The following is a 22,629-nucleotide window of genomic DNA, read 5'->3' on the forward strand; positions in this document are numbered from 1 at the left end:
GGCGAAAGAGTAACGCAAAATGATGACCAAATAAAAAACCCGGCGGATTTCTCGCGCCGGGTCACCGTGTCTGTCCTGCTAACGTTTAGCGCTTGCTGATCTGGTCGAAAGTTCCGCCGTTAGAGAAGTGCTCTTTCTGCGCTTTCGCCCAGCCGCCGAACTCTTCATCAATGGTGAAAAGCTTCAGTTTCGGGAAGACGCTTTCATATTTCTTCGCCACTGCCGGATCGCGTGGACGATAGTAGTTTTTCGCCGCAATTTCCTGGCCTTCTGGCGAGTAGAGATACTTCAGGTACGCTTCCGCCACCGCTTTGGTCTCTTTCTTCTCAACCACTTTATCAACCACAGAAACGGTAGGTTCGGCGAGGATAGATTCGCCTGGCGTAACGATCTCGAACTTGTCTTTACCCAGTTCGTGGGTGGCGAGCAGGGCTTCGTTTTCCCATGCGATCAGCACGTCGCCAATCCCACGCTCAACGAAGGTGTTCGTGGCACCGCGTGCGCCCGAGTCCAGCACCTCAACGTTTTTATACAGCGCTTTCACGAACGCCTGGGCTTTTGCCTGGTCACCGTTGTTGTGATGCAGCGCGTAGCCCCAGGCCGCCAGGTAGTTCCAGCGTGCGCCACCCGAGCTTTTCGGGTTCGGGGTGATAATGGAAACGCCCGGCTTAACCAAATCGTTCCAGTCATGAATTTGTTTTGGGTTGCCCTTACGCACCAGGAAAACAATGGTCGAGGTGTAAGGCGCTGAGTTGTCCGGCAGGCGTTTGATCCAGTTTTTATCGATACGCCCACGCTCGGCGATGGCGTCGACGTCATAGGCCAGCGCCAGGGTAACCACGTCGGCCTCAATCCCGTTGATGACTGAGGTCGCCTGCTTACCGGAGCCACCATGAGACTGACGCACCACCACGTTGTCGCCGGTTTCCTGTTTCCAGTGTGCCGCGAAGGCTTTGTTGTACTGCTCGTACAGCTCACGCGTCGGGTCGTATGACACGTTCAGTAACTGGATGTCCTTAGCCAGAACGCTGGTCGATGCCAGCAATAATGTTAACCCCACGCCCCATTTATTCATCGCCCGGATCTCTTGTGTAGTGTTTTGATGCTTGCAGCGTGCCAGAAAGCTAACCAATGATTAAAGAATAAAAAAAGATTGGCTATAACGTAGAGGAATAAAAAACGAGCAGGCATAAAAAAACCGGGTGGCGATATCGCCTTACCCGGTCTTTATGAGCGTGGACTGCGGACCCGGTTAACTCAGCGCGACCGGGGGAAAGTCACCGCTCAGTACAGTTTTTTTGCGCAGTCCAGCCAGTCACCCTTGAACGGACGCTTCATGTTTTCAATGGCGTCGATGATGTCATGGTGAACCAGTTTTTCGTTCTGAATACCCACGCAACGACCGCCATGACCCTGCAGCAGCAGTTCAATGGCGTATGCACCCATACGTGATGCCAGGATGCGGTCGTATGGACCCGGGGAACCCCCACGCTGGATGTGGCCCAGAACGGTAGCACGCGTTTCACGTTTGGTTTCGGTTTCGATGTACTTCGCCAGCTCGTCAACGTCACAGATATGCTCGGTGATGGCTACGATGGCGTGTTTCTTGCCTTTTGCGATACCCGCTTTGATTTCAGCCACCAGATCTTCACGGCTGAATTCCACTTCCGGAACCACCACGAACTCACAACCGCCGGCGATGGCCGCAGCCAGCGTCAGGTCACCACAGTAACGGCCCATCACTTCCACGATGGAGATACGCTGGTGGGAAGAAGAGGTGTCGCGCAGGCGGTCAATCGCTTCAACAACGGTGCCCAGTGCGGTGAAATAACCGATGGTGTAGTCAGTGCCTTTGATGTCGTTGTCGATCGTACCCGGCAGCCCGATGCACGGGAAGCCCATTTCAGTCAGACGTTTTGCACCCATGTACGAGCCGTCACCACCAATAACAACCAGTGCGTCGAGGCCACGTTTTTTCATGTTCTCAATAGCCACTTCACGGACGTGTTCATCACGGAATTCCGGGAAGCGCGCAGAACCGAGGAAGGTACCGCCACGGTTGATCATGTCGGACACGCTGTAACGGTCGAGCTGAACCATGCGATCTTCATACAGGCCCAGATAACCATCATAGATACCAAAAACTTCCAGGCCTTCCGTCAGCGCTGAACGGACAACCCCACGAATTGCCGCGTTCATGCCCGGCGCATCACCGCCGCTTGTCAACACACCGATTTTCTTAATCATGACTACCTCTGAACTTAGGAATGCAAAATTGAAATCTGTTGCCGGAAGAATTTATCGACCAACGAATACTGCAAATAGTATATCAATCACTTCCAGCTGAATTGATTCAGGTCAGACCAAATGGCGGTAATTTATACACAAAATGCTGGCCTGGCTCACTTTTTTACAACCAATTACGAAAGCTCAACATGTCCGGGTACAACCGAGCAGGGATCCTGGTGAATAATGACGTCTGAACCAGGAAAACGCTGCAAAATCGCCTGCTCGACCTGCTCAGCAATAATGTGAGCCTGAACCAGTGGCAGGTTGTCTTCCATTTCAATATGAATCTGAATAAAGCGGGTCGGCCCTGACTGCCGCGTTCGAAGATCGTGTGCACCTCTGACACCAGGCCAGGAGGTCACGATAGAAAAAATTTCATTACGTTCTGAGTCCGGGAGGGCGCGGTCCAGAAGCGATTGCACCGCTTCATACCCCATCCGTAAGGCGCTATATAAAATATAGATGCCAATCCCTAACGCAAACAACGCATCGGCCCGATGCCAGCCATACCAGGCCAGACCGAGCGCAATAAGAATAGCGCCATTCATCATAACATCAGATTGATAATGAAGCATATCCGCCCGTACAGCCTGGCTTTGCGTTTTGCGAACAACCCAGCGCTGGAACGTTACCAGAACAAGTGTGCATATAAGTGCCACAATCGTCACGACCACGCCCACGCCGGGATCGTTCATCGGTGACGGCGAGACGAGATGCTGAATACCGGTTAAAAACAGAAACAGCGCGGAGCCGGAAATAAACATGCTTTGCGCCAGCGCGGCCAGCGATTCGGCTTTCCCGTGCCCAAACGTGTGTTCTTCATCTGCCGGTTGCAACGAGTAACGCACAACCAGCAGGTTCGTCAGCGAGGCGGCAATATCCATCAACGAGTCCACCAGCGCCGCGAGAATACTGACTGAGCCGGTATACCACCACGCAAAAATTTTAATCACTAACAGGCTTGAAGCCACGATCGTCGCTGCAATCGCTGCCCGACTTACCAGTCTTCCATAGGATTGATTCATAAACGCTCCTGTCATGTCATGCCGCTAGTATAACGGAAGCATGGGGAGTCAAAGGATGAATAAACGGTTAACGAAGCAGAATGAAGGGCAAAAAAACCCCCACATCATGTGGGGGAAGACAGGGATGGTGTCTATGGCAAGGAAAACAGGGTTTACTGGTTACTACGGGTACTGCTATTGCTACTGAAAAACGTTGTTTCTGAGCTTCGCTGCATCCGTGCAACCTCACGCAACTGGTCCATTCGCTGCTGATGTCTTGTGTTCAAAACCGCTTGCTGCTCGGGCGTTAGCAGGTGGAACATCTGGTTGCGGACCTTCGCCATCTCTACCTGGCGGGCAACCTGCTCCTGTGCCATTTTTTCGGCCTGAGCGCGTACAGCGCTTTCGTCAAATTTTTCTGCGGTGACAAGACGGTGCATTGTCTCCATTTCGCTAACACTAACAGGGGGCTGGTCGTGTCGTGCCCTCTGCATCAGATCTCGCATCTGTTGACGCTGATGTTCGGTTAAACTTATGCCATCAAACATATGGCTTTGGCTGCTGTGCTGCGTTGCCCCCTCCGTTGAGGGCCCGTTATCGCCGGGGATAGCTACAGCGGCCTGGCTTAATGTACTGAACGCCAGCGTTGAGGCCATGACGGCAGCGGTAACTTTGCGCATCACTTGCTCCCAAAATCTTTCGTGTCGCGATTCAACGAGAGACAGTCTACGATTCAGGCTGCAAACATGCGTCAGGGGGTGTAAAACAACGTAAAGTCATGGATTAGATAGCCTTGATGTCGTAATTTCTGCCTCGGAGGTATTTAAACAATGAATAAAATCCTGTTAGTTGATGATGACCGAGAGCTCACATCCCTTTTAAAGGAGTTGCTCGACATGGAAGGTTTCAACGTTCTGGTTGCCCATGATGGCGAGCAGGCGCTGAGTCTCCTTGACGACAGCATCGATTTACTTTTGCTCGACGTTATGATGCCGAAGAAAAACGGCATTGATACGTTGAAAGAGCTTCGCCAGACACACCAGACGCCCGTAATTATGCTGACCGCTCGCGGCAGCGAACTTGACCGTGTACTTGGCCTTGAGCTGGGCGCGGATGACTATTTACCAAAGCCGTTTAACGACCGTGAACTGGTTGCCCGTATTCGCGCTATCCTGCGTCGTTCTCACTGGAGCGAACAGCAGCAGAACAGCGACAACAGTTCACCGACGCTGGAAGTCGACTCCCTGAGCCTGAATCCGGGCCGTCAGGAAGCGAGTTTTGACGGTGAAACGCTGGAACTGACTGGCACCGAGTTCACCCTGCTGTATCTGCTGGCCCAGCACCTCGGCCAGGTGGTATCGCGTGAACATTTGAGCCAGGAAGTGCTTGGCAAACGCCTCACTCCGTTTGATCGCGCCATCGATATGCATATCTCGAACCTGCGCCGCAAGCTGCCGGAACGCAAGGACGGGCACCCGTGGTTTAAAACCCTGCGTGGTCGCGGTTATCTGATGGTTTCCGCTTCATGATAGGAAGCTTAACAGCCCGCATCTTCGCCATTTTCTGGCTGACGCTGGCACTGGTTTTAATGCTCGTTTTGATGTTGCCAAAACTCGACTCACGCCAGATGACGGAGCTTCTCGACAGCGAGCAACGTCAGGGCGTGATGATCGAGCAGCACGTGGAAGCCGAGCTGGCAAACGACCCGCCGAACGATTTAATGTGGTGGCGCAGGCTGTTTCGCGCTATCGACAAATGGGCACCGCCAGGCCAGCGCCTGTTGCTGGTGACCAGCGAAGGGCGCGTGATTGGCGCCGATCGCAATGAAATGCAGATCATCCGTAACTTCATTGGTCAGGCGGATAACGCCGACCATCCTCAGAAGAAAAAATACGGTCGGGTTGAGATGGTGGGCCCCTTCTCCGTCAGAGATGGCGAGGATAATTACCAGCTTTACCTGATCCGCCCGGCGAGCAACTCCCAGTCCGATTTCATCAACCTGCTGTTTGACCGTCCGCTGCTGCTGCTGATTGTCACCATGCTGGTTAGCTCACCGCTGCTGCTGTGGCTGGCGTGGAGTCTGGCGAAACCGGCGCGTAAGCTGAAAAACGCGGCGGACGAAGTGGCGCAGGGTAACCTGCGACAACACCCTGAACTGGAAGCCGGTCCACAGGAGTTCCTTGCCGCCGGGACCAGTTTTAACCAGATGGTGAGCGCCCTCGACCGCATGATGACGGCACAGCAACGCCTGCTGTCGGATATCTCGCACGAGCTGCGCACGCCGCTCACGCGCTTACAGCTCGGTACCGCGCTGCTGCGTCGCCGCAGCGGTGAGAGCAAAGAGCTGGAACGTATTGAAACGGAAGCGCATCGTCTGGACAGCATGATTAACGACCTGCTGGTCATGTCGCGCAATCAGCAGAAAAATGCGCTGGTGAGCGAAACGGTGAAAGCCAACCACCTATGGCATGAAGTGCTGGATAACGCGGCGTTCGAAGCGGAGCAGATGGGGAAATCCTTTACCGTCAACTTCCCGCCAGGGCCATGGCCGCTGTACGGTAACCCCAACACGCTGGAAAGCGCGCTGGAGAACATCGTGCGTAACGCCCTGCGCTATTCGCACACGAAGATTGAAGTAGCCTTCTCGGTGGATAAAGACGGGATCACCATCATCGTTGATGACGATGGTCCTGGGGTAAGCCCGGAAGACCGCGAACAGATTTTCCGTCCGTTCTACCGTACCGATGAGGCGCGTGACCGTGAATCTGGCGGCACGGGGTTGGGTCTGGCGATTGTGGAAACCGCCATGCAGCAGCATCGCGGCTGGGTGAAAGCCGACGACAGCCCGCTGGGTGGGTTGCGGTTAACGCTGTGGCTGCCGTTGTATAAACGTTCGTAGCCGTTTAGCCGGGCGGCGGTATCGCTGACCCGGCTTGCCTCTTCTGCGGGGAAACTATTTCCCCCACAATCTCCGCGAATTATCTTCGATCTTGCTACTTAAACGGCGTTTCTGCATCGTTCGGGTCCAGCTCGTGGACAGCCCTGCAGCGGACAAAAGCCGATGGTACTGGTCGTCATCAAACGGCATATGCCAGGCGATCGCGCAGGCGTCATATACCGAGACATCACTCAGGCGCGATGCCAGCACCAGCGGCGCATCTGCCGATACCTGACCTGCCAGCACCACCCGATATAACCAGCCCGTTTTACCCGCGCTCTGCAGCCGGGCAGACATGTCGCTGATGCCGAAATGATAGTTTAGTTTGAAGCACGGCGAGCGCGGCTGCGTCACCTGAATCAGGGCATCGCCCCAGCGGTAGATATCGCCGATAAAGACGTTTTTCTCGGTCAGCCCTTCCGTTGAGAGATTCTCACCAAACGCGGGCGCGACAAACATATCCGCCTGTTCGGGAAACTCGGTTATCCAGTGCTGATAGTGTTCCCGCGGATAGTGGCACAGCGCGCGGTCAGGCCCGCCATGGATTTTCTTTTCGGCCTGCTCATCGCCCACCAGCCCGAGGTCGGTTAACGTCAACTCGCCGTCGACCTGAATTTTGGCGATGGCGCTCGGGCGGCTGCCGTCGTACTCCCTTACCTTGCCTGTAAAGACATTCACCGGAAAATGCATCGCTGCTCCTTTCTGCAGATACAAAAAAAGCGAGTCATCAGACTCGCTTCTCACAGGCGTCAATGCAACCTTATTTTTTCGCGGCGAAACGCGCTGCTGCTTCGTCCCAGTTCACCACGTCCCAGAAGGCTTTGATGTAGTCCGGGCGACGGTTCTGGAATTTCAGATAGTAAGCGTGTTCCCACACGTCCAGACCCAGGATAGGGAAACCGGATGCGCCAGAGATTGCTTCACCCATCAGCGGGGAGTCCTGGTTAGCCGTTGAAACAACCGCCAGTTTGTCACCTTTCAGAACCAGCCACGCCCAGCCAGAGCCGAAACGGGTCGCAGCGGCTTTTTCGAATTCCGCTTTGAAGTTGTCTACAGAACCGAAATCGCGCTCGATAGCCGCTTTCAGGTCGCCCTGCAGCGTGGTACCGGTTTTCAGGCCTTTCCAGAACAGGCTGTGGTTAGCGTGACCACCTGCGTTGTTACGCAGAACGGTTTTCTTGTCAGCTGGCAGCTGGTCCAGTTTAGTGATCAGCTCTTCAACAGGCAGGCTAGCGAACTCTGGCAGGCTTTCCAGCGCGGCGTTCGCGTTGTTCACATAGGTCTGGTGGTGTTTAGTGTGATGGATTTCCATCGTCTGCTTGTCGAAATGCGGTTCCAGTGCGTCGTAGGCATACGGCAGGGATGGCAGTGTATAACTCATAATCCTCTCCATTATTGTCGGGCGGCACAGCTGTTAATGCCGCGTAAGCAGTTGGTTCATTATAGTTAATTAAATGATATTGAAAATGATTATCAATGCCGTAGTTTTTATAAGGTTATTCGGTTTTCGGTTATTGCTGAAATTGTGAGTCTGCTCACCCGGTTAACGCGTTGATTGCCATTCAAAACCAAAGTGCGGCAACCTTCCGAAGGTTACCCGACTGCTTAATTTTTACACTCATCGGGTTGGTGGGAAGCCACCGGCATATAAAAACGATGAGGATGTAAACATGAATCATGCGATTACGATGGGTATTTTCTGGCATCTGATAGGCGCGGCCAGTGCAGCCTGTTTCTATGCCCCGTTTAAACAGGTCAAACAGTGGTCATGGGAAACCATGTGGTCCGTCGGCGGTGTGGTCTCGTGGATAATTCTTCCCTGGACCATCAGCGCCATGCTGCTCCCGGATTTCTGGGGCTACTTCTCCTCCTTTAACGCCTCCACCCTGCTGCCGGTCTTTCTTTTTGGCGCCATGTGGGGCGTCGGTAACATTAACTATGGCCTCACCATGCGCTACCTCGGCATGTCGATGGGCATTGGCATCGCGATTGGTATTACGCTGATTGTTGGCACTCTGATGACGCCGATCCTCAACGGTAACGTCGACGTGCTGATCAACACCAAAGGCGGCCAGATGACGCTGCTGGGCGTGCTGGTGGCCGTCATTGGCGTGGGCATTGTCACCCGCGCAGGGCAGCTGAAAGAGCGCAAAATGGGCATCAGAGCCGAAGAGTTTAACCTGAAGAAAGGCCTGCTGCTGGCGGTGATGTGCGGGATCTTCTCCGCAGGCATGTCATTCGCGATGAACGCCGCCAAACCGATGCATGAAGCTGCTGCCGCACTGGGCGTAGACCCGCTGTACGTGGCACTGCCAAGCTACGTGGTGATCATGGGTGGCGGAGCGGTGGTTAACCTCGGTTTCTGTTTTTTCCGTCTGGCAAACGTGAAGACCTTGTCGCTGAAAGCCGACTTCTCGCTGGCTAAACAGATGATTATCGGGAACGTGCTGCTCTCGGCGCTCGGCGGGCTGATGTGGTATCTCCAGTTCTTCTTCTACGCGTGGGGTCACGCCAGTATTCCGGCGCAGTATGACTATATGAGCTGGATGCTGCACATGAGCTTCTACGTGCTGTGCGGTGGGCTGGTTGGTCTGCTTCTGAAAGAGTGGAACAACGCCGGGCGTCGCCCGGTGGGCGTGCTGAGTCTGGGGTGCGTGGTGATCATTATTGCGGCCAACATTGTGGGTCTCGGCATGGCGAACTGATTACGCCGCGTTACGACTGCGATGACGCCACTGAACCGGCGTCATCCCCACCTCGCGGTTAAAGACCACCGAAAAATAGTTACTGTCCTCAAAGCCGCAGCGCATCGCCACATCGCTGACCATCAGTTCCGTATGCTGAAGCAGGTACTGGGCATGGCAGATGCGCAGCTGGCGCAGATAGTGGTTCACCGTCATCCCGGTCTGGGTGCGGAATTGCTGGCGCAACGCGCGCTCGCTGCACTGCGCCTGCTCACAGAATTTCTCCAGCACAAAGCTTTTGTTAAGGCTGCCCGCCAGGGTGGTAATGAGCTTATCGAGCAGGGCTTCCTGCGCGGTAGCCGACGGGTTATCAATGGCGTAGCGATGGCGCGTCAACGTCATGACCAGCTGGGCGAAAAGCAGTTCTGCCATCTGGTGAGCCTCAGGATCGCTTTTCTGGCTCTCCTGCTCCAGCTGAGAAATCACCTGTCGCACCTGCGTCATGCCGTTACTGCTCAGTCGCCAGTGCGCCGCGCACTTCGTATCATTAAAACCCGGAATGTAAGCCGCCCAGTCGACGTTGAGTTTCAGCCTGTCGGGGCAGTAAATCACGTTCTGCAGGACCAGGTCGTTGACCGAAGCGTAGGCGTGTTTGTCTTCAGCACGGATGTAAAACAGATCCCCACGCGTAATGCGGTAGGGCCGGTCGTTGAGGATATGCAAGCCATTGCCCCGCCACACCAGCACCAGCTCGCAGAACTCATGAGTGTGCTCGGCAAAGACGTTTTGCGGATAGCGATCCGCCACCGCGACGGCCTGGCCGGCGGAGGCAAAAAAATCCACTTTGCGAAGCATTAGCTGAGCAACCACGACACCACCTCGACAGCAAATAACCTGACATTATTAGCGTTTTTGCCCACGGGAAACGGTGACAACCCTCGCGTTACTGCAGTGACGCGTCCTTTCCCTGGCGAATATCGCGCGGTGACCAGCTAAATTCCCGGCGAAACAGGGTCGAAAAGTGGTTACTGTCGCCGAAACCGCAACGATAGGCGATATCCGTGACGCTCTCATCGGTATGACGCAGCAGATGGCGCGCTTTAATCAGGCGCAGACGGTTCAGATAGCGCTGGGGCGTCAGCCCGGTTTGCTGCTTCAGCTGACGATGCAAGGTCCGGAGCGACAGCGAAAAATCATCCGCCAGCGTTTCCCAGCAGACATCCTCGGCGAAATGGTCCTCCAGCCAGGCCATCAGTTGAGTCAAACGCGCATCGTTATTCCCCAGCCCGGCCACCATGCTACTGCGCCGCAGCAGCACCAGCAGCTGCATAAACAGCAGCTCACGCGTGGCGATGACGTGGGTCTCCTGTCCCTCGTCGCGCTGTTCCATCTGGCTCACCAGCTGACGCACCTGCTGCAGCGTGGACTGATTCACCCGCCAGTGCGAAGGATAGATGCCGTCCTTCTCCTGCGGCAGGAGATGGTTCAGCCCGGACAGGAACTGGAACGCATCGGGCGAACGGTAAAGCACGTTAGTCAGGCACAGGTTGTCGGTATGTTCATATAAGTGCCGGTCATGATCGCGCACAAAGCAGACCGTCCCACCACTGATGGTATACGGCTGGCCGTTAAACACATGGATCCCCGTTCCGTGTTCAACAATCACAATTTCGTGAAAATCATGATGATGCTCAGGAAACGCCACCTGAGGGAGTCGCGGTTCAATCGCGACAGACGACCCACCCGAAGGAAAAAAATCCACGCTGTGCAGTACGGTCATAACGGCCCCCACCAATGAGAAATGTTCTCAAAATAGTAATTAAGGCCCCGCCCCCTCACCTTAAATTTTCGACCGTAAACCTCGCAAAAACTGTCCGTTTTTCAAGAAACAGGCTGAAAGATCAGGAAATGCGGTAAGCGTCACACTGCCTGCAAACCCCGTCACGCCTGGAAACTGTGAACTCCCTCACGTTCATCTTTGCTTTCTTGCCAGCCCCGGAAAACCGCTGTCACTGGCGAGAAGGTGGTGATGGGTTCCTTTTTTTACACTCACCGCTAATGACTTTAAGAAGGACACAACCATGACTTTTCGCCATTGCGTGGCTGTAGATCTCGGTGCATCCAGCGGCCGTGTAATGCTGGCCACTTATGACGGCAAGCGGCAGACGCTTTCGCTTCGCGAGATGCACCGCTTTGTTAACTGCCTGCAAAAGCAGGACGGCTGTGAGGTGTGGGATATCGACAGCCTTGAGGCAGCGATCCGCACCGGACTGCAGAAGGTCTGCGATGCGGGGATCCGTATCGACAGTATCGGCATCGATACCTGGGGCGTCGATTATGTACTGCTGGACAGCAACGGTGAACGCGTTGGTTTGCCGATAGCCTATCGCGACAGCCGCACCGACGGCCTGATGGCGCGTGCGATTGCCGGGCTTGGCAAAGAGAATATTTATGGCCGCAGCGGCATTCAGTTCCTGCCATTCAATACGCTCTATCAACTGCGCGCGCTGGTCGAACAGCAGCCGGCGCTGGTTCCCCGCGTGGCGCATGCACTGCTGATCCCGGACTACTTCAGCTACCGCCTGACCGGCAACATGAACTGGGAATACACCAACGCCACCACCACGCAACTGGTGAACATCAACTCCGATAACTGGGATGAACACCTGCTGGCCTGGACCGGGGCTTCACCCTCCTGGTTCGACACGCCGACGCATCCTGGCAATGTGATCGGGCAATGGATGTGCCCGCAGGGTAATGCGATCCCGGTGGTGGCGGTTGCGAGTCACGATACCGCCAGCGCCGTCATTGCGTCACCGCTTGCCGGTAACGACGCGGCCTACCTCTCTTCCGGGACCTGGTCGCTGATGGGCTTTGAGAGCAAAACCCCCTACACCAGCGATGCCGCGCTGGCCGCGAACATCACCAACGAAGGCGGTGCCGAGGGGCGCTACCGCGTGCTGAAGAACATCATGGGTCTGTGGCTGCTCCAGCGCGTGCTTAAAGAGCAGAACATTACCGACCTGCCTGCGCTTATTGCCGACACCGAAAGACTGAAAGCCTGCAGTTTCCTGATCAATCCCAATGATGACCGCTTTATCAACCCGGCGGACATGAGCGCCGAAATCCAGGCCGCCTGCGTCGACGCCGGGCAGCCCGTGCCATCGAAACCGGCAGAACTGGCACGCTGTATTTTCGACAGCCTCGCCCTGCTGTATGCCGAGATCCTGAGCGAGCTGGCCGACCTTCGCGGCCGGCCGTTCACTCAGCTGCATATTGTCGGCGGCGGCTGCCAGAACCAGCTTCTGAACCAGCTCTGCGCCGATGCCTGCGGGATCACCGTGGTGGCGGGCCCGATTGAAGCGTCGACGCTCGGCAATATTGGCATTCAGCTCATGACCCTGGACGAACTCGCCAGCGTGGACGATTTCCGCACGGTGGTGTCGGCGAACGCCACGCTGACCACGTTCATCCCCAATCCCTGCCATGAAATTGCCCGCTATCGGGCGCAGTTTCAGCAAAACCGACTGACTAAGGAGCTTTGCGCATGACCACTCAACTTGAACAAGCCTGGGACCTGGCTAAACAGCGTTACGCCGCCGTCGGCGTGGATGTCGATGAGGCGCTGCGCCAGCTCGATCGTCTGCCGGTCTCCATGCACTGCTGGCAGGGCGACGACGTTGCCGGTTTTGAAAACCCGGGCGGCTCGCTGACGGGGGGCATTCAGGCCACCGGCAACTATCCGGGCAAAGCGCGTAACGCCACCGAGCTGCGCGCCGACCTGGAGCTGGCGCTGAGCCTGATCCCGGGGCCTAAGCGGCTGAACCTGCATGCTATCTATCTGGAATCTGACACGCCGGTCGCGCGTAACGAGATCAAACCTGCGCATTTTAAAAACTGGGTGGCGTGGGCGAAAGCCAACCAGCTGGGCCTGGATTTCAACCCATCTTGCTTCTCGCACCCGCTGAGCGCCGACGGTTTTACCCTTGCCCACGCGAACGACGACATCCGCCAGTTCTGGATTGACCACGTAAAAGCCAGCCGCCGCGTCTCCGCGTACTTTGGCGAGCAGCTCGGCACGCCGTCGGTGATGAACATCTGGATCCCGGACGGCATGAAAGACATCACCGTTGACCGTCTGGCCCCGCGTCAACGCCTGCTGGCGGCGCTGGATGAAGCCATCAGCGAAAAACTGAACCCGGCGCACCACATCGACGCCGTAGAGAGCAAGCTGTTCGGTATTGGTGCGGAGAGCTACACCGTGGGCTCGAACGAGTTTTACATGGGGTACGCCACCAGCCGCCAGACCGCGCTGTGCCTGGATGCCGGCCACTTCCACCCGACGGAGGTGATCTCCGACAAAATCTCCGCCGCCATGCTCTACGTACCCCGCCTGCTGCTGCACGTGAGCCGTCCCGTACGCTGGGACAGCGACCACGTGGTGCTGCTGGATGACGAAACCCAGGCCATTGCCAGCGAAATCATTCGCCACGATCTGTTTGACCGCGTGCACATTGGCCTCGACTTCTTTGACGCCTCCATCAACCGCATCGCAGCCTGGGTGATTGGCACCCGCAACATGAAAAAAGCCCTGCTGCGTGCGCTGCTGGAGCCCACCAGCGCCCTGAAACAGCTGGAAGAGAACGGCGATTACACCGCGCGCCTGGTGCTGCTGGAAGAGCAGAAAACCCTGCCATGGCAGGCGGTGTGGGAGATGTACTGCCAGCGTAACGACACCCCAGCGGGCAGTCAGTGGCTGGATAACGTGCGGATGTATGAGAAAGACGTGCTGAGTCAGCGCGGATAAATATGCCCTCACCCTCTTCCTGTGGAAGAGGCCACTTTTACCCCCTCTCCCTGTGTGAGAGGGCCGGGGTGAGGGAAACGCTCACCGCGATCACGGGAAATGAAACACTATGCAGACCATCACTAACGCCTGGTTCGTCCAGGGCATGATTAAAGCCACCTCCGACGCCTGGCTAAAAGGCTGGGACGAGCGCAACGGCGGTAACCTGACGCTGCGCCTGGATGATGCCGACATTGAACCGTTCGCCGCCGAGTTCCATCAGAAGCCGCGCTATATCGCCCTGAGCCAGCCAATGCCGCAGCTCGCCAGTACGCCGTTTATCGTCACCGGTTCCGGTAAATTCTTCCGTAACGTGCAGCTCGACCCGCAGGCCAACCTCGGGGTGGTGAGAGTGGACAGCGACGGCGCAGGCTATCACATCCTCTGGGGGCTGACGGACGATGCAGTGCCCACGTCTGAACTCCCGGCGCACTTCCTCTCTCACTGTGAGCGTATCAAGGCAACCCACGGCAAAGACCGGGTGATCATGCACTGTCACGCCACCAACCTGATCGCCCTGACCTACGTGCTGGAAAACAGTAGCGACTACCTCACGCGGAAGCTGTGGGAAGGCAGCACCGAATGTCTGGTGGTCTTCCCCGACGGGGTCGGCATTCTGCCGTGGATGGTGCCGGGTACCGACGAAATCGGCCAGGCCACCGCCATCGAAATGCAGTCCCACTCCCTGGTGCTGTGGCCGTTCCACGGGGTATTCGGCAGCGGGCCGACGCTCGACGAAACGTTTGGTCTGATTGATACCGCCGAGAAGTCCGCCGAGGTGCTGGTGAAGGTTCTGTCGATGGGCGGCATGAAGCAGACCATCACCCGGGAAGAGCTGATTGCACTCGGTAAACGCTTTGGCGTCACGCCGATGCAGTCGGCACTGGATTTGTACCCATAGCGGCCCGCGAAAGCGGCTGGAGGCATGATGATCCGCAAAGCATTTGTGATGCAGGTGAACCCTGACGCGCACGACGAGTACGCGCGTCGCCATAACCCCATCTGGCCAGAGCTGGAGGCGGTATTAAAAGACCACGGTGCGCACCACTACGCTATCTATCTCGATGAGGCGCGTAACCTGCTGTTTGCGAGCGTTGAGATTGAATCGGAAGCGCGCTGGAACGCGGTGGCAAAGACCGACGTTTGTCAGCGCTGGTGGAAATACATGGGTGAGGTAATGCCCTCGAACCCCGACAACAGCCCGGTGAGTGCCGAACTGAAAGCGGTGTTTTACCTGCCCTAAAGCGTTAACGCTGCCGCATCCGCGGCAGCGTCCTGCGTTAGTTTGCCTCCACCGCAGCGCGGCGCGCCGCAATCTCCTGCTTACTGCTCAGCGTAAAGGCCGAGACCACCGTAATCGCCAGTACAAAACAGCCCAGCATCAGGTAGGTCTCCTGGAAACCGATCCGGTCATACATATTCCCGGCTAAAGCAGAGAGGAAAATCGCCGCCGACTGTTTGGAAAACTGGAAGCCAATCAGATAGATAGTGGCCGACAGACGGGTATCGAACACGCCGGTGATGTATTTGAACGCCCCCACCAGCAGGAACGGAACCTCCAGCGCGTGCAGCATCTTCAGGGCAATGACCTCCACCGCGGTGGTGGCGAACGACGAGCCGATAATGCGCGTCGCCATAATCAGCCCGGCAATCAGCAGCGTATTCTTCGCGCCGATACGGTTGATGATCCACGGCGAGCAGAACATGATGATCGCGTTGCAAATTTCCCCTGCCGTGGTGGCAAAACCAAAGGCTCGCGTTCCCTCCTGCGGCGTTGCGAAGAAGGTTTTAAAGAAGGTGGCAAACTGCTGGTCAAAAACGTCATACACGCAGGCCACACCGATGACGTACAGAATGAACATCCACATTCTACGCTGACGGAACAGGTTAAAGACCGTCCTGGCGGTGATCTGCGGCTGGTTGGCCCCCAGCGCATTCATCACCTGCGCAGTCTGGTTTGGCTTCGGTTTCGCAACCACCAGCAACAGCATCAGCAGCAGCGCAGCCGCTGATCCCATCCAGAAGACATACGACGGGTCGATGCCAAACAGAATACCGCCCGTTGAAGCGCACAGCCCCCAGCCGAGACAGCCGAACATGCGCGCCTTGCCGTATTCAAACACGCTGTTACGGCTCACGCGTTCGATGTAGGCCTCAATCGCGCCTGAACCTGCGGAGAAGACAAAACCGATATACAGACCGCCGCTCAATGCCCCCAGCCAGATACTGCTTTTCAGCAGTGGCGCAAAGACATACAGGAAGAACGGCGCGAACAGAAACAGCAGCACCGTGATAATCCACAGCAGGTGTTTTTTCAGCCCCAGCTTATCCGAAATGACCCCAAGTACGGGCTGGAAGGCGATGGCCGAAAGCGAGATACAGGAGAATACGATCCCGGTATGGGTTTTGTTCAGGCCGATGACATCCGACAGCCAGATCGGCAGAAACGGAAAGCAGGTGGCCATAATGAAGAAGTAGAGAAAGAAGAACAGCCCGAAGATCCAGAAGTTAGGGTTGTCTTTGTGGGTACAGGTTGTTGTGTTCATTATTTTTATCCTCAACGGAGGGCCAGTCTCCCGGCCCATCACCCTTACACGCGTTCAACGCCAATCAGAATGGCGGTTTCCGGGTCCAGAATCGGCAGTGCGATCCCCGCCTGCATCAGCCACTCACCGCTGGCCGTCTGGGACGTTTCCATCCACGCCGGTAGCTTGCGCATGGTGTGCCCGCCCTCACCGGTGAGTCGAATGTTGGGGTGGTCGAGCAGCGTGATGCGGTACTGCGCCTGCGCGTCGAGCCCCGGCATGCGCAGCGGCATCATGAGCGTGTAATCCGGCATGGCCAGTTGGCTGACCATAAACAACCCCTGCGTTTTGTCTTCGCTCACTATACCCTGCGCCAGCGTGCTGGCATCCGGCATATCCACGCGCCACTGGGTACCGTGATGGATGACTTCCCGCCACTGCTTGTGCAGCGCGGCGTAATGGCGATAGCCTTCACGCTCCTGAGCATCGACGGTGAGCGGGTCAAGCTCCAGTCCCATGTGGCCAAACAGTGCCGTCAGGCCGCGGAAAGCAATGCTGTGCTGGCGGAATGTGGCGTGACATTTATGATGACCGATATGCGCGCCCATCACTTCCGGCGGGAAGAAGTAACTCATGCCACGCTGGATGGTATTGCGCTCCAGCGCGTCGTTGTTGTCAGAGGCCCAGAAGCGGTGGCTGCGGGTCAGGACTTCATAATCGATTCGCCCGCCGCCCGAGGAGCAGGACTCAAATTCAATGTGCGGGAAACGCTCGCCCAGCACGTCTAACAGACGATAAAACTGCCGCGTCTGCGCATCCGCAGCGGCTTTGCCGTGGTGCCCGGGCTGTACCAGTTCGCGGTTCATATCCCACTTAACGTAGTCGATGTCATGTTCGCCCAGCAGCCAGCTCATGCGCTCGACCAGATAATCAAAAGCCTGCGGAATATTCAGGTTGAGCACCAGTTGATGACGGCCCGTTGCCTGGGTGTAGCCCGGCAGCGCCAGCACCCAGTCGGGATGGGCACGATACAGATCTGAGTCCGGGTTAATCATCTCCGGCTCAATCCAGATACCAAATTCCATGCCGCGCTTTTTCACATGGTTAATCACCGGCGTCAGCCCGTCCGGGTATTTTTTCTCGTCCAGGTACCAGTCACCCAGCGCCGCGTGGTCATCGTTACGGCCTTTGAACCAGCCGTCGTCGATGATAAAACGCTCCACGCCCAGCGCCGCAGCCTCATCGGCCATGCGCATGATGTACGCCGGGTCATGGCTGAAGTAGATCCCCTCCCAGGTATTGAGATGTACCGGGCGCGGTTTGTTTTCAGGGAAGCGGATAACGTTGTCGCGCAGATACCGGTGGAACGACTGGCTCATGCCGTTCAGACCCCGTGCGGAGTAGCTCGCATACAGGCGTGGTGTCCAGAGCGTTTCCCCCTCTTCAATCGCCATTTCTCCCGGCAGGTAGAGGGCTTCGGCCTGCAGATAGCGGCGTCCGTCGGTTTTGACTTCCGCACGCAGGCGGTGGTTGCCGCTCCAGCCCAGATGCACGCCCCAGACGTCGCCGTGCATTTCGTTAAATGAGGACGTACCGGCGATCAGCGCCGGGAAGTGTTCGTGAGAGGTCCTGCCGCGGCGGTTTTCAATCACAACGCTGTCGTGTTCAAGCTTCACGCGATGCGGCTGGAACTCACGGATCCAGCGTCCGTGGAACGCCATCACGTCCTGCGCGCGTTCAGCGACCGGTAGCGTCACGGCAAAACGATCAACCTGCCACGCCTGCGCCCGTAGGTTAGTTAAACCGTGACGCACCACCAGTACCCCGCTTGCATCCAGTGCCAGCTCGCTGGTCAGACGCAACCCGGCATGTTCATCTTCCGCCGTTAAGGTCAGGGTTTGTCCCTGGTGCTGCACATGGGTGGTTTTAAAGACAGGCGACCCGTCCAGCCCCTGGCGGTGCCCTTCAATACCGGGCGAACCAAACAGACCGTGTCCCAGCTCCGCCATCAGCGTCACCGGGGCGTCAACGTCGAGCCTGCCGTTCGCCACAGGACGAGACAGACTTACCACATCTTGCGGTGAAAAGTGGTGAAGGTGCGGCCCCCAGTAGAGAATTTCGGCGAACGGGTGCGTGGTTATCACCAGGTCAACCGCCTTACTTTCGAGTCGAAAAATGGAATCGTGCATCAGACCTCTCCTGTCATCGGGATGATCTGAGTGTTGATCCGAAACGTTTCGGATACAAACCAAAACGTTTCGGATCTGTGATCGGCTTTGGAATTTTGCTGTGTTTAGGCCGTCTGGCCCGGGAAGAACTCTGGCTGCCAGAGCACCTGAAGCTGAGCGATATCGTCGCCGTTAATCAACTGACGCACCATGTCAGCGATCTGTTTCCCGACACCCTGGCGGGTGGACTGAATAACCGCCGCCACATCAACATCGACAATGCTGTCCTGCGGTAAGCCGTCGTAAACCACCAGCGAAACGGCGTTTTCACCGCAGAGAAGACCCCGCTGCGCCAGCGCCATGGCCGCGCCGTCGCCGTGAGTGTTGCAGTCGGTAATGATGGCCGTGGGGGGCTGCGGCAAGGAGAGAAGTTCATTCGTCGTGGCGTAACCCACGCGGCGCGAAGGCGGCATGGCGCGCAGCCATTCGCTGGATAACCCGGCTTCGCGTAGCGCATCCAGAAAACCCTGGCGGCGCTGGGTGATGAAGGCCTGATTGTTGCTTTCGCCCAACAAGGCGATACGGCGATGTCCCTTTTCAATCAGCCAGCGGGTGGCATTATACGTGCCGGCATAGTTGTCGAAATCAAACCACGCATAGGGCTGCGGCAGCTGGCTGCGCCCGAGCGCGAGAAAGGGAAAACCGGCGGCCTGAAGCTGTTCCAGCCGCGGGTCATGATCCAGCGTGTGCGCCACAATCAGCGCATCCACGCGACGACTTTGCACCATACGCATATAGCTGTGCTTGTCCGCCAGATCGTCATCGGCAATCAGCAGGAGATCGATTTCATGTCGCGCCAGTTCGTGGCTAATTTCGCCGACCATGTCCATAAAGACGCTGTTATTGAGCGGAACAGGATGCACCGGAAAAACCAGACCCACGGCGTCGATTTTGCCCATCTTCAGGCGACGCGCAAAGGTGTTTGGCCGGTAGCCACGGCGCTGAGCCTCCGCTTCGACGCGGGCGCGCGTCTCGCGGGAGACATCGTCATACCCGTTAAGGGCGCGGCTGACGGTGGTAACAGACAGCCCCAGTTCTTTGGCAATGGCTTTAAGCGACATGATTTTCCGTATCTGCGTTAATTTTGTTCAGCCACCAGAAGCGCGTGCGTATCCGGCTCCAGGGCCTTAAAGATATGCGGCTGGTCAGCGGGATAGCAAATGTAATCCCCCGGGCCAAGCTCTTCCGCCGCGTCGATCAGACCAACCAGCGCTCTACCCTGCGTCACAATAATATGCTCCACTGAGCCTGCCGGATGTGGCTGAGAAATGCGGTCGGCACCCGGCTGGGTGAGTAACAGGTAGATGTCACGACGCGCGCCCGGCGGGCACGCCGCCAGCAAAATGGCTTCATAGTTGGCCTGTCCGGCAACCACCTTCGTTCCTTCTCCACGGCGGATCACCTGAGTGGTCGGCTGCTGCGGTTCGAGCAAACGGGCAAAAGGAATGTCCAGCGCCACACAGAGTGACCAGAGCGTCTCCAGGCTGGGATTCCCGTTGCCGGACTCCAGCTGCGACAGCGTGGATTTAGCGATCCCGGCACGGCGCGCGATTTCCGCCAGTGAAAGTCCGGTTCGCAGGCGTTCTCGCACCAGACTTTTAGCGATCACGCTGATTGGCTGCGTCATAAAAACGGCCCCTTTGTTCTATAAATCGAACGAATCGTTCGTCTTGAAAAACGGTTCTGATGCGTTCATTATAATGGAAATACGTTCGATATGGCTAAAATTGTATGAAGCATCATCTCTCAACCCTGAAAGGCGACACGATAAAAGCAATCATCCTGGTGTGTCTCGCGGTAGGCGTCGTCGGGATGTCCTATGGCTCGCTGGCAATGGCCTACGGTTTCCCGGTCTGGGTCCCGTTTTTACTCTCCATTACCGTGCTGGCGGGTGCCTCTGAATTTATGTTTATCGGCATTGTGGCAAGCGGCGGTAACCCTCTGGCGGCGGCTGCTGCCGGATTACTGGTTAATGCACGCCATGTACCGTTTGGGGTGACGGTGCGTGAACTGGTGGGTAAACGTGGCCTGAGTTTTCTGGGTTGCCACATCATGAACGACGAAAGCGTGGTATTCGGGTTGTCGCAAAAAACGCCCGAACAGCGTAAGGCGGCATACTGGTTATGCGGATTAGGCGTGGCGATCGTCTGGCCGCTGGGTACATTGCTGGGCACCATGGTTGGCAAACTGTTGCCGGACCTTGAAACCATCGGGCTGGATGCGGTATTCCCGGCGATTTTACTGGCGTTAGTGGTGCCGGCTTTTAAAAATCGCACCACCCTGATCCGCGCCTGCAGCGGTGCTGCATTGTCACTGGCCGCCGTGCCGTTTGCCCCGGTGGGTTTACCGGTTCTGCTCTCTTTACTGGGTCTTGCTGCGAGGAAAAAATAATGGGGAATATGACGGTCTTTATTCTCGGTATCGCCCTTCTTTCTGTGGGAACCTATTTAATGCGTCTCGGCGGGGCAAAACTCGGCAACCGACTGGCGCTGTCAGACCGCTCTCAGGCTCTGCTTTCAGATGCGGCAACGGTTTTGCTGTTTTCCGTCGCGCTGGCGACCACCTTCTATGAAGGTGAGCATTTTGCCGGTATGGCGCGCGTACTGGGCGTGGCGTTTGCAGTGTTTCTGGCATGGCGAAAAATGCCGTTAATTGTGGTGATCGTGGCGGCAGCGGTCGTGACTGCATTGCTGCGTCTGGCGGGTATCCAATAAAAAAAAGCGCCCCGGGGGCGCTCTTTCGACGGTGTGGCAGCTTATTTGTTCAGTTCAGCGGTCATGTGTACGCGGTTACCGGTAAACGCCTGCGTAATTTTGTAAGATGACGCGCCCGCTTCCTGAGCCTGTGCAGCAATTTTGGCTTCTGCGCCATCAATGGTAGTGGCGGTTGCGGTCACAGTTTGTGCAGCGAAAGAACCGAAAGACGTAGCCAGAGCGATTACTGCGACAAAAATTTTGATGCTTTTCATGATATAAACCCTTTCAATTAGTTGTTTTTTTAAGGCACCGTGCCTTGATGAGGTAAATAGTAGACCTCATCATGAACAACTAAAAGCGGAAGGATTTGCTATTCTTTTTCAAATTTACTGATTAACTATTAATCGCTGCGGATGGGTATAAATCGTCGCCCTTCCCGGCTTACAGAACCCCACCAGCGTCAGGTTACAGCGCTCCGCCACTTCTACCGCCAGCGTGGTCGCGGCCGATACGGCAAAAAGGATTTCAACGCCGCACATCGCCGACTTTTGCACCATCTCGTAGCTGGCGCGGCTGGAGACCAGTGCCGCCCCCTGCTGCCAGAGGTCGCTTTCGCGCGCCCGGCGGCCCATCAGTTTATCCAGCGCCACATGGCGGCCGACATCCTCATGTCCGCCGGCAATATCGCCCGATGGCAGAACCCATGCCGCCGCATGCGTGCATCCGCTCAGCTGGCCGACAGGTTGCACGTCATTCAGATGTTCAAGGGCATGGTCGAGATGGGCCAGATTGAAGGTCTGGGTAAACGGCAGAGGTGCGACAGGCTTACCGATATCATTGAGCTGCTCTACCCCGCAAACCCCGCATCCGGTACGCCCGGCCAGCGCGCGTCGCCGCTCTTTGAGCCCCATAAAGCGGCGGCTTGAGAGTTCGATTTGCACTTCAAGGCCGTTGCAGGCCTTCACCACATCCATACCGTAAATTTCTTGCGGGTGCTCAATGATGCCTTCCGAGAGGGAAAAACCAATCGCGAACAGCTCCAGATCTTTCGGCGAGGCCATCATCACCACATGGGAAATACCGTTGTAAACCAGAGCAACGGGCACTTCCTCCGCCAGAAAATCAGGCGTGGTGTGGGTAATGTGGGGCGGTCTGTGTACCGACAGTTCCACGATACCGGCAGGCAGTGGCGACGAGTGGGTAACACGGTTTTGTTTAGACACAGCGGTATTCCTGAACAACCACGGAGGTGAGCCTGCTATTGCATCACAAACCACAGGCCATACGCATAGTATGGATCAACTTTTCAGCACCCATTCTCATCAAGTTTACCTACTCATTTGGGAGAGGCGCAACCGAGGCGGTGATACAGCCCTTTAACATGCCGGGGCAATAATGTGACTCGTGTCACACTTTATA

The 22,629-nt window shown here is 56.5% G+C and carries 23 protein-coding genes; 9 read left to right on the forward strand and 14 right to left on the reverse strand.

Annotated features, from left to right (window positions below; translation table 11 throughout):
- Positions 1–85: 85 nt before the first annotated feature.
- The 4 genes from AM379_RS07525 to cpxP form a co-directional block, all read right to left on the reverse strand.
- A complete protein-coding gene (locus AM379_RS07525; protein WP_032680073.1) occupies positions 86–1,075 on the reverse strand; it encodes a sulfate ABC transporter substrate-binding protein in 990 nt (329 codons plus the stop codon).
- A 209-nt stretch (positions 1,076–1,284) separates the two neighbouring features.
- Entirely contained in the window at positions 1,285–2,247 is a 963-nt protein-coding gene (gene pfkA / locus AM379_RS07530) for a 6-phosphofructokinase (protein ID WP_014172210.1), read from the reverse strand.
- A 173-nt stretch (positions 2,248–2,420) separates the two neighbouring features.
- Positions 2,421–3,314 carry a CDF family cation-efflux transporter FieF gene (gene fieF, locus AM379_RS07535; protein WP_106503577.1) on the reverse strand — a complete coding sequence of 298 codons (894 nt, stop codon included), beginning with the start codon at positions 3,312–3,314 and terminating at the stop codon, positions 2,421–2,423.
- A gap of 152 nt (positions 3,315–3,466) precedes the next feature.
- Positions 3,467–3,973: a cell-envelope stress modulator CpxP gene (gene cpxP / locus AM379_RS07540; RefSeq protein WP_106503578.1), complete on the reverse strand. Its 507-nt coding sequence runs from the start codon at positions 3,971–3,973 to the stop codon at positions 3,467–3,469.
- A 150-nt stretch (positions 3,974–4,123) separates the two neighbouring features.
- On the opposite strand from cpxP, the gene cpxR reads away from it, so the two are divergent.
- Complete coding sequence (cpxR, locus tag AM379_RS07545; RefSeq protein ID WP_014172213.1) at positions 4,124–4,822, forward strand: envelope stress response regulator transcription factor CpxR; 699 nt, start codon at positions 4,124–4,126, stop codon at positions 4,820–4,822.
- The gene (gene cpxA, locus AM379_RS07550; RefSeq protein ID WP_010436910.1) at positions 4,819–6,192 is read left to right on the forward strand and encodes an envelope stress sensor histidine kinase CpxA; all 1,374 of its coding nucleotides are present in this window, start codon (positions 4,819–4,821) and stop codon (positions 6,190–6,192) included. Before cpxR ends, cpxA begins: the two co-directional genes overlap by 4 nt.
- 54 nt (positions 6,193–6,246) lie before the next feature.
- On the opposite strand, the gene yiiM is transcribed toward cpxA, so the two are convergent.
- Both yiiM and sodA read right to left on the reverse strand, forming a co-directional pair.
- Entirely contained in the window at positions 6,247–6,921 is a 675-nt protein-coding gene (yiiM, locus tag AM379_RS07555) for a 6-hydroxyaminopurine reductase (RefSeq protein ID WP_032679245.1), read from the reverse strand.
- Between the two features lie 70 nt (positions 6,922–6,991).
- Positions 6,992–7,612, reverse strand: coding sequence for a superoxide dismutase [Mn] (gene sodA / locus AM379_RS07560; RefSeq protein WP_014833772.1), 621 nt, complete (start codon positions 7,610–7,612; stop codon positions 6,992–6,994).
- A gap of 289 nt (positions 7,613–7,901) precedes the next feature.
- Here sodA and rhaT point away from each other — a divergent pair, with 289 nt between their 5' ends.
- Positions 7,902–8,936, forward strand: coding sequence for an L-rhamnose/proton symporter RhaT (gene rhaT / locus AM379_RS07565; protein WP_020883962.1), 1,035 nt, complete (start codon positions 7,902–7,904; stop codon positions 8,934–8,936).
- Here rhaT and rhaR read toward each other — a convergent pair whose 3' ends face one another.
- Both rhaR and rhaS read right to left on the reverse strand, forming a co-directional pair.
- Positions 8,937–9,785 carry an HTH-type transcriptional activator RhaR gene (gene rhaR / locus AM379_RS07570; RefSeq protein ID WP_014172216.1) on the reverse strand — a complete coding sequence of 283 codons (849 nt, stop codon included), beginning with the start codon at positions 9,783–9,785 and terminating at the stop codon, positions 8,937–8,939.
- 73 nt (positions 9,786–9,858) lie between these two features.
- Positions 9,859–10,695 (reverse strand): HTH-type transcriptional activator RhaS, encoded by an 837-nt coding sequence (rhaS, locus tag AM379_RS07575; RefSeq protein ID WP_025202747.1) that lies wholly within the window; start codon positions 10,693–10,695, stop codon positions 9,859–9,861.
- 301 nt (positions 10,696–10,996) lie between these two features.
- On the opposite strand from rhaS, the gene rhaB reads away from it, so the two are divergent.
- From rhaB to rhaM, 4 genes are all read left to right on the forward strand, one after another.
- Positions 10,997–12,466 carry a rhamnulokinase gene (rhaB, locus tag AM379_RS07585; RefSeq protein ID WP_032679247.1) on the forward strand — a complete coding sequence of 490 codons (1,470 nt, stop codon included), beginning with the start codon at positions 10,997–10,999 and terminating at the stop codon, positions 12,464–12,466.
- The gene (rhaA, locus tag AM379_RS07590; RefSeq protein WP_020883965.1) at positions 12,463–13,722 is read left to right on the forward strand and encodes an L-rhamnose isomerase; all 1,260 of its coding nucleotides are present in this window, start codon (positions 12,463–12,465) and stop codon (positions 13,720–13,722) included. Before rhaB ends, rhaA begins: the two co-directional genes overlap by 4 nt.
- 109 nt (positions 13,723–13,831) lie before the next feature.
- Positions 13,832–14,662, forward strand: a complete 831-nt coding sequence (gene rhaD / locus AM379_RS07595) for a rhamnulose-1-phosphate aldolase (protein WP_014172220.1) — start codon at positions 13,832–13,834, stop codon at positions 14,660–14,662.
- A gap of 27 nt (positions 14,663–14,689) precedes the next feature.
- Complete coding sequence (rhaM, locus tag AM379_RS07600; RefSeq protein WP_032679248.1) at positions 14,690–15,004, forward strand: L-rhamnose mutarotase; 315 nt, start codon at positions 14,690–14,692, stop codon at positions 15,002–15,004.
- Between the two features lie 37 nt (positions 15,005–15,041).
- Here rhaM and AM379_RS07605 read toward each other — a convergent pair whose 3' ends face one another.
- The 4 genes from AM379_RS07605 to AM379_RS07620 form a co-directional block, all read right to left on the reverse strand.
- Positions 15,042–16,307, reverse strand: a complete 1,266-nt coding sequence (locus tag AM379_RS07605; protein ID WP_032679249.1) for an MFS transporter — start codon at positions 16,305–16,307, stop codon at positions 15,042–15,044.
- Positions 16,308–16,351: 44 nt separating this feature from the next.
- Entirely contained in the window at positions 16,352–18,475 is a 2,124-nt protein-coding gene (locus AM379_RS07610; protein ID WP_032679251.1) for an alpha-galactosidase, read from the reverse strand.
- A 104-nt stretch (positions 18,476–18,579) separates the two neighbouring features.
- Positions 18,580–19,575, reverse strand: a complete 996-nt coding sequence (locus tag AM379_RS07615; protein ID WP_032679253.1) for a substrate-binding domain-containing protein — start codon at positions 19,573–19,575, stop codon at positions 18,580–18,582.
- Positions 19,576–19,592: 17 nt separating this feature from the next.
- Entirely contained in the window at positions 19,593–20,141 is a 549-nt protein-coding gene (locus AM379_RS07620) for a helix-turn-helix domain-containing protein (protein WP_014172225.1), read from the reverse strand.
- Positions 20,142–20,245: 104 nt separating this feature from the next.
- On the opposite strand from AM379_RS07620, the gene AM379_RS07625 reads away from it, so the two are divergent.
- Both AM379_RS07625 and AM379_RS07630 read left to right on the forward strand, forming a co-directional pair.
- Positions 20,246–20,905, forward strand: a complete 660-nt coding sequence (locus tag AM379_RS07625; protein ID WP_014172226.1) for an AzlC family ABC transporter permease — start codon at positions 20,246–20,248, stop codon at positions 20,903–20,905.
- Positions 20,905–21,228 carry an AzlD domain-containing protein gene (locus tag AM379_RS07630; protein ID WP_020883971.1) on the forward strand — a complete coding sequence of 108 codons (324 nt, stop codon included), beginning with the start codon at positions 20,905–20,907 and terminating at the stop codon, positions 21,226–21,228. Before AM379_RS07625 ends, AM379_RS07630 begins: the two co-directional genes overlap by 1 nt.
- 41 nt (positions 21,229–21,269) lie before the next feature.
- Here AM379_RS07630 and AM379_RS07635 read toward each other — a convergent pair whose 3' ends face one another.
- Together AM379_RS07635 and fdhD are read right to left on the reverse strand one after the other, a co-directional pair.
- Entirely contained in the window at positions 21,270–21,482 is a 213-nt protein-coding gene (locus AM379_RS07635; RefSeq protein WP_047742326.1) for a DUF1471 domain-containing protein, read from the reverse strand.
- Between the two features lie 114 nt (positions 21,483–21,596).
- Positions 21,597–22,433 carry a formate dehydrogenase accessory sulfurtransferase FdhD gene (gene fdhD / locus AM379_RS07640; protein ID WP_020883973.1) on the reverse strand — a complete coding sequence of 279 codons (837 nt, stop codon included), beginning with the start codon at positions 22,431–22,433 and terminating at the stop codon, positions 21,597–21,599.
- Positions 22,434–22,629 lie beyond the last annotated feature (196 nt).

This window comes from Enterobacter cloacae complex sp. FDA-CDC-AR_0132 (assembly GCF_003010695.1).
Lineage (GTDB): Bacteria > Pseudomonadota > Gammaproteobacteria > Enterobacterales > Enterobacteriaceae > Enterobacter > Enterobacter ludwigii.

Excerpts from the sequence above, each read along its gene's own strand:
- yiiM (WP_032679245.1), bottom strand. The coding sequence starts at position 6,921 with ATGCATTTTCCGGTGAATGTCTTTACAGGCAAGGTAAGGGAGTACGAC.
- pfkA (WP_014172210.1), bottom strand. The coding sequence starts at position 2,247 with ATGATTAAGAAAATCGGTGTGTTGACAAGCGGCGGTGATGCGCCGGGC.
- AM379_RS07525 (WP_032680073.1), bottom strand. The coding sequence starts at position 1,075 with ATGAATAAATGGGGCGTGGGGTTAACATTATTGCTGGCATCGACCAGC.
- rhaB (WP_032679247.1), top strand. The coding sequence starts at position 10,997 with ATGACTTTTCGCCATTGCGTGGCTGTAGATCTCGGTGCATCCAGCGGC.
- rhaT (WP_020883962.1), top strand. The coding sequence starts at position 7,902 with ATGAATCATGCGATTACGATGGGTATTTTCTGGCATCTGATAGGCGCG.
- AM379_RS07625 (WP_014172226.1), top strand. The coding sequence starts at position 20,246 with ATGAAGCATCATCTCTCAACCCTGAAAGGCGACACGATAAAAGCAATC.
- cpxP (WP_106503578.1), bottom strand. The coding sequence starts at position 3,973 with ATGCGCAAAGTTACCGCTGCCGTCATGGCCTCAACGCTGGCGTTCAGT.
- rhaD (WP_014172220.1), top strand. The coding sequence starts at position 13,832 with ATGCAGACCATCACTAACGCCTGGTTCGTCCAGGGCATGATTAAAGCC.
- rhaA (WP_020883965.1), top strand. The coding sequence starts at position 12,463 with ATGACCACTCAACTTGAACAAGCCTGGGACCTGGCTAAACAGCGTTAC.
- cpxA (WP_010436910.1), top strand. The coding sequence starts at position 4,819 with ATGATAGGAAGCTTAACAGCCCGCATCTTCGCCATTTTCTGGCTGACG.
- AM379_RS07605 (WP_032679249.1), bottom strand. The coding sequence starts at position 16,307 with ATGAACACAACAACCTGTACCCACAAAGACAACCCTAACTTCTGGATC.
- AM379_RS07615 (WP_032679253.1), bottom strand. The coding sequence starts at position 19,575 with ATGTCGCTTAAAGCCATTGCCAAAGAACTGGGGCTGTCTGTTACCACC.
- rhaS (WP_025202747.1), bottom strand. The coding sequence starts at position 10,695 with ATGACCGTACTGCACAGCGTGGATTTTTTTCCTTCGGGTGGGTCGTCT.
- AM379_RS07620 (WP_014172225.1), bottom strand. The coding sequence starts at position 20,141 with ATGACGCAGCCAATCAGCGTGATCGCTAAAAGTCTGGTGCGAGAACGC.
- AM379_RS07610 (WP_032679251.1), bottom strand. The coding sequence starts at position 18,475 with ATGCACGATTCCATTTTTCGACTCGAAAGTAAGGCGGTTGACCTGGTG.
- AM379_RS07635 (WP_047742326.1), bottom strand. The coding sequence starts at position 21,482 with ATGAAAAGCATCAAAATTTTTGTCGCAGTAATCGCTCTGGCTACGTCT.
- rhaM (WP_032679248.1), top strand. The coding sequence starts at position 14,690 with ATGATCCGCAAAGCATTTGTGATGCAGGTGAACCCTGACGCGCACGAC.
- AM379_RS07630 (WP_020883971.1), top strand. The coding sequence starts at position 20,905 with ATGGGGAATATGACGGTCTTTATTCTCGGTATCGCCCTTCTTTCTGTG.
- fieF (WP_106503577.1), bottom strand. The coding sequence starts at position 3,314 with ATGAATCAATCCTATGGAAGACTGGTAAGTCGGGCAGCGATTGCAGCG.
- sodA (WP_014833772.1), bottom strand. The coding sequence starts at position 7,612 with ATGAGTTATACACTGCCATCCCTGCCGTATGCCTACGACGCACTGGAA.
- cpxR (WP_014172213.1), top strand. The coding sequence starts at position 4,124 with ATGAATAAAATCCTGTTAGTTGATGATGACCGAGAGCTCACATCCCTT.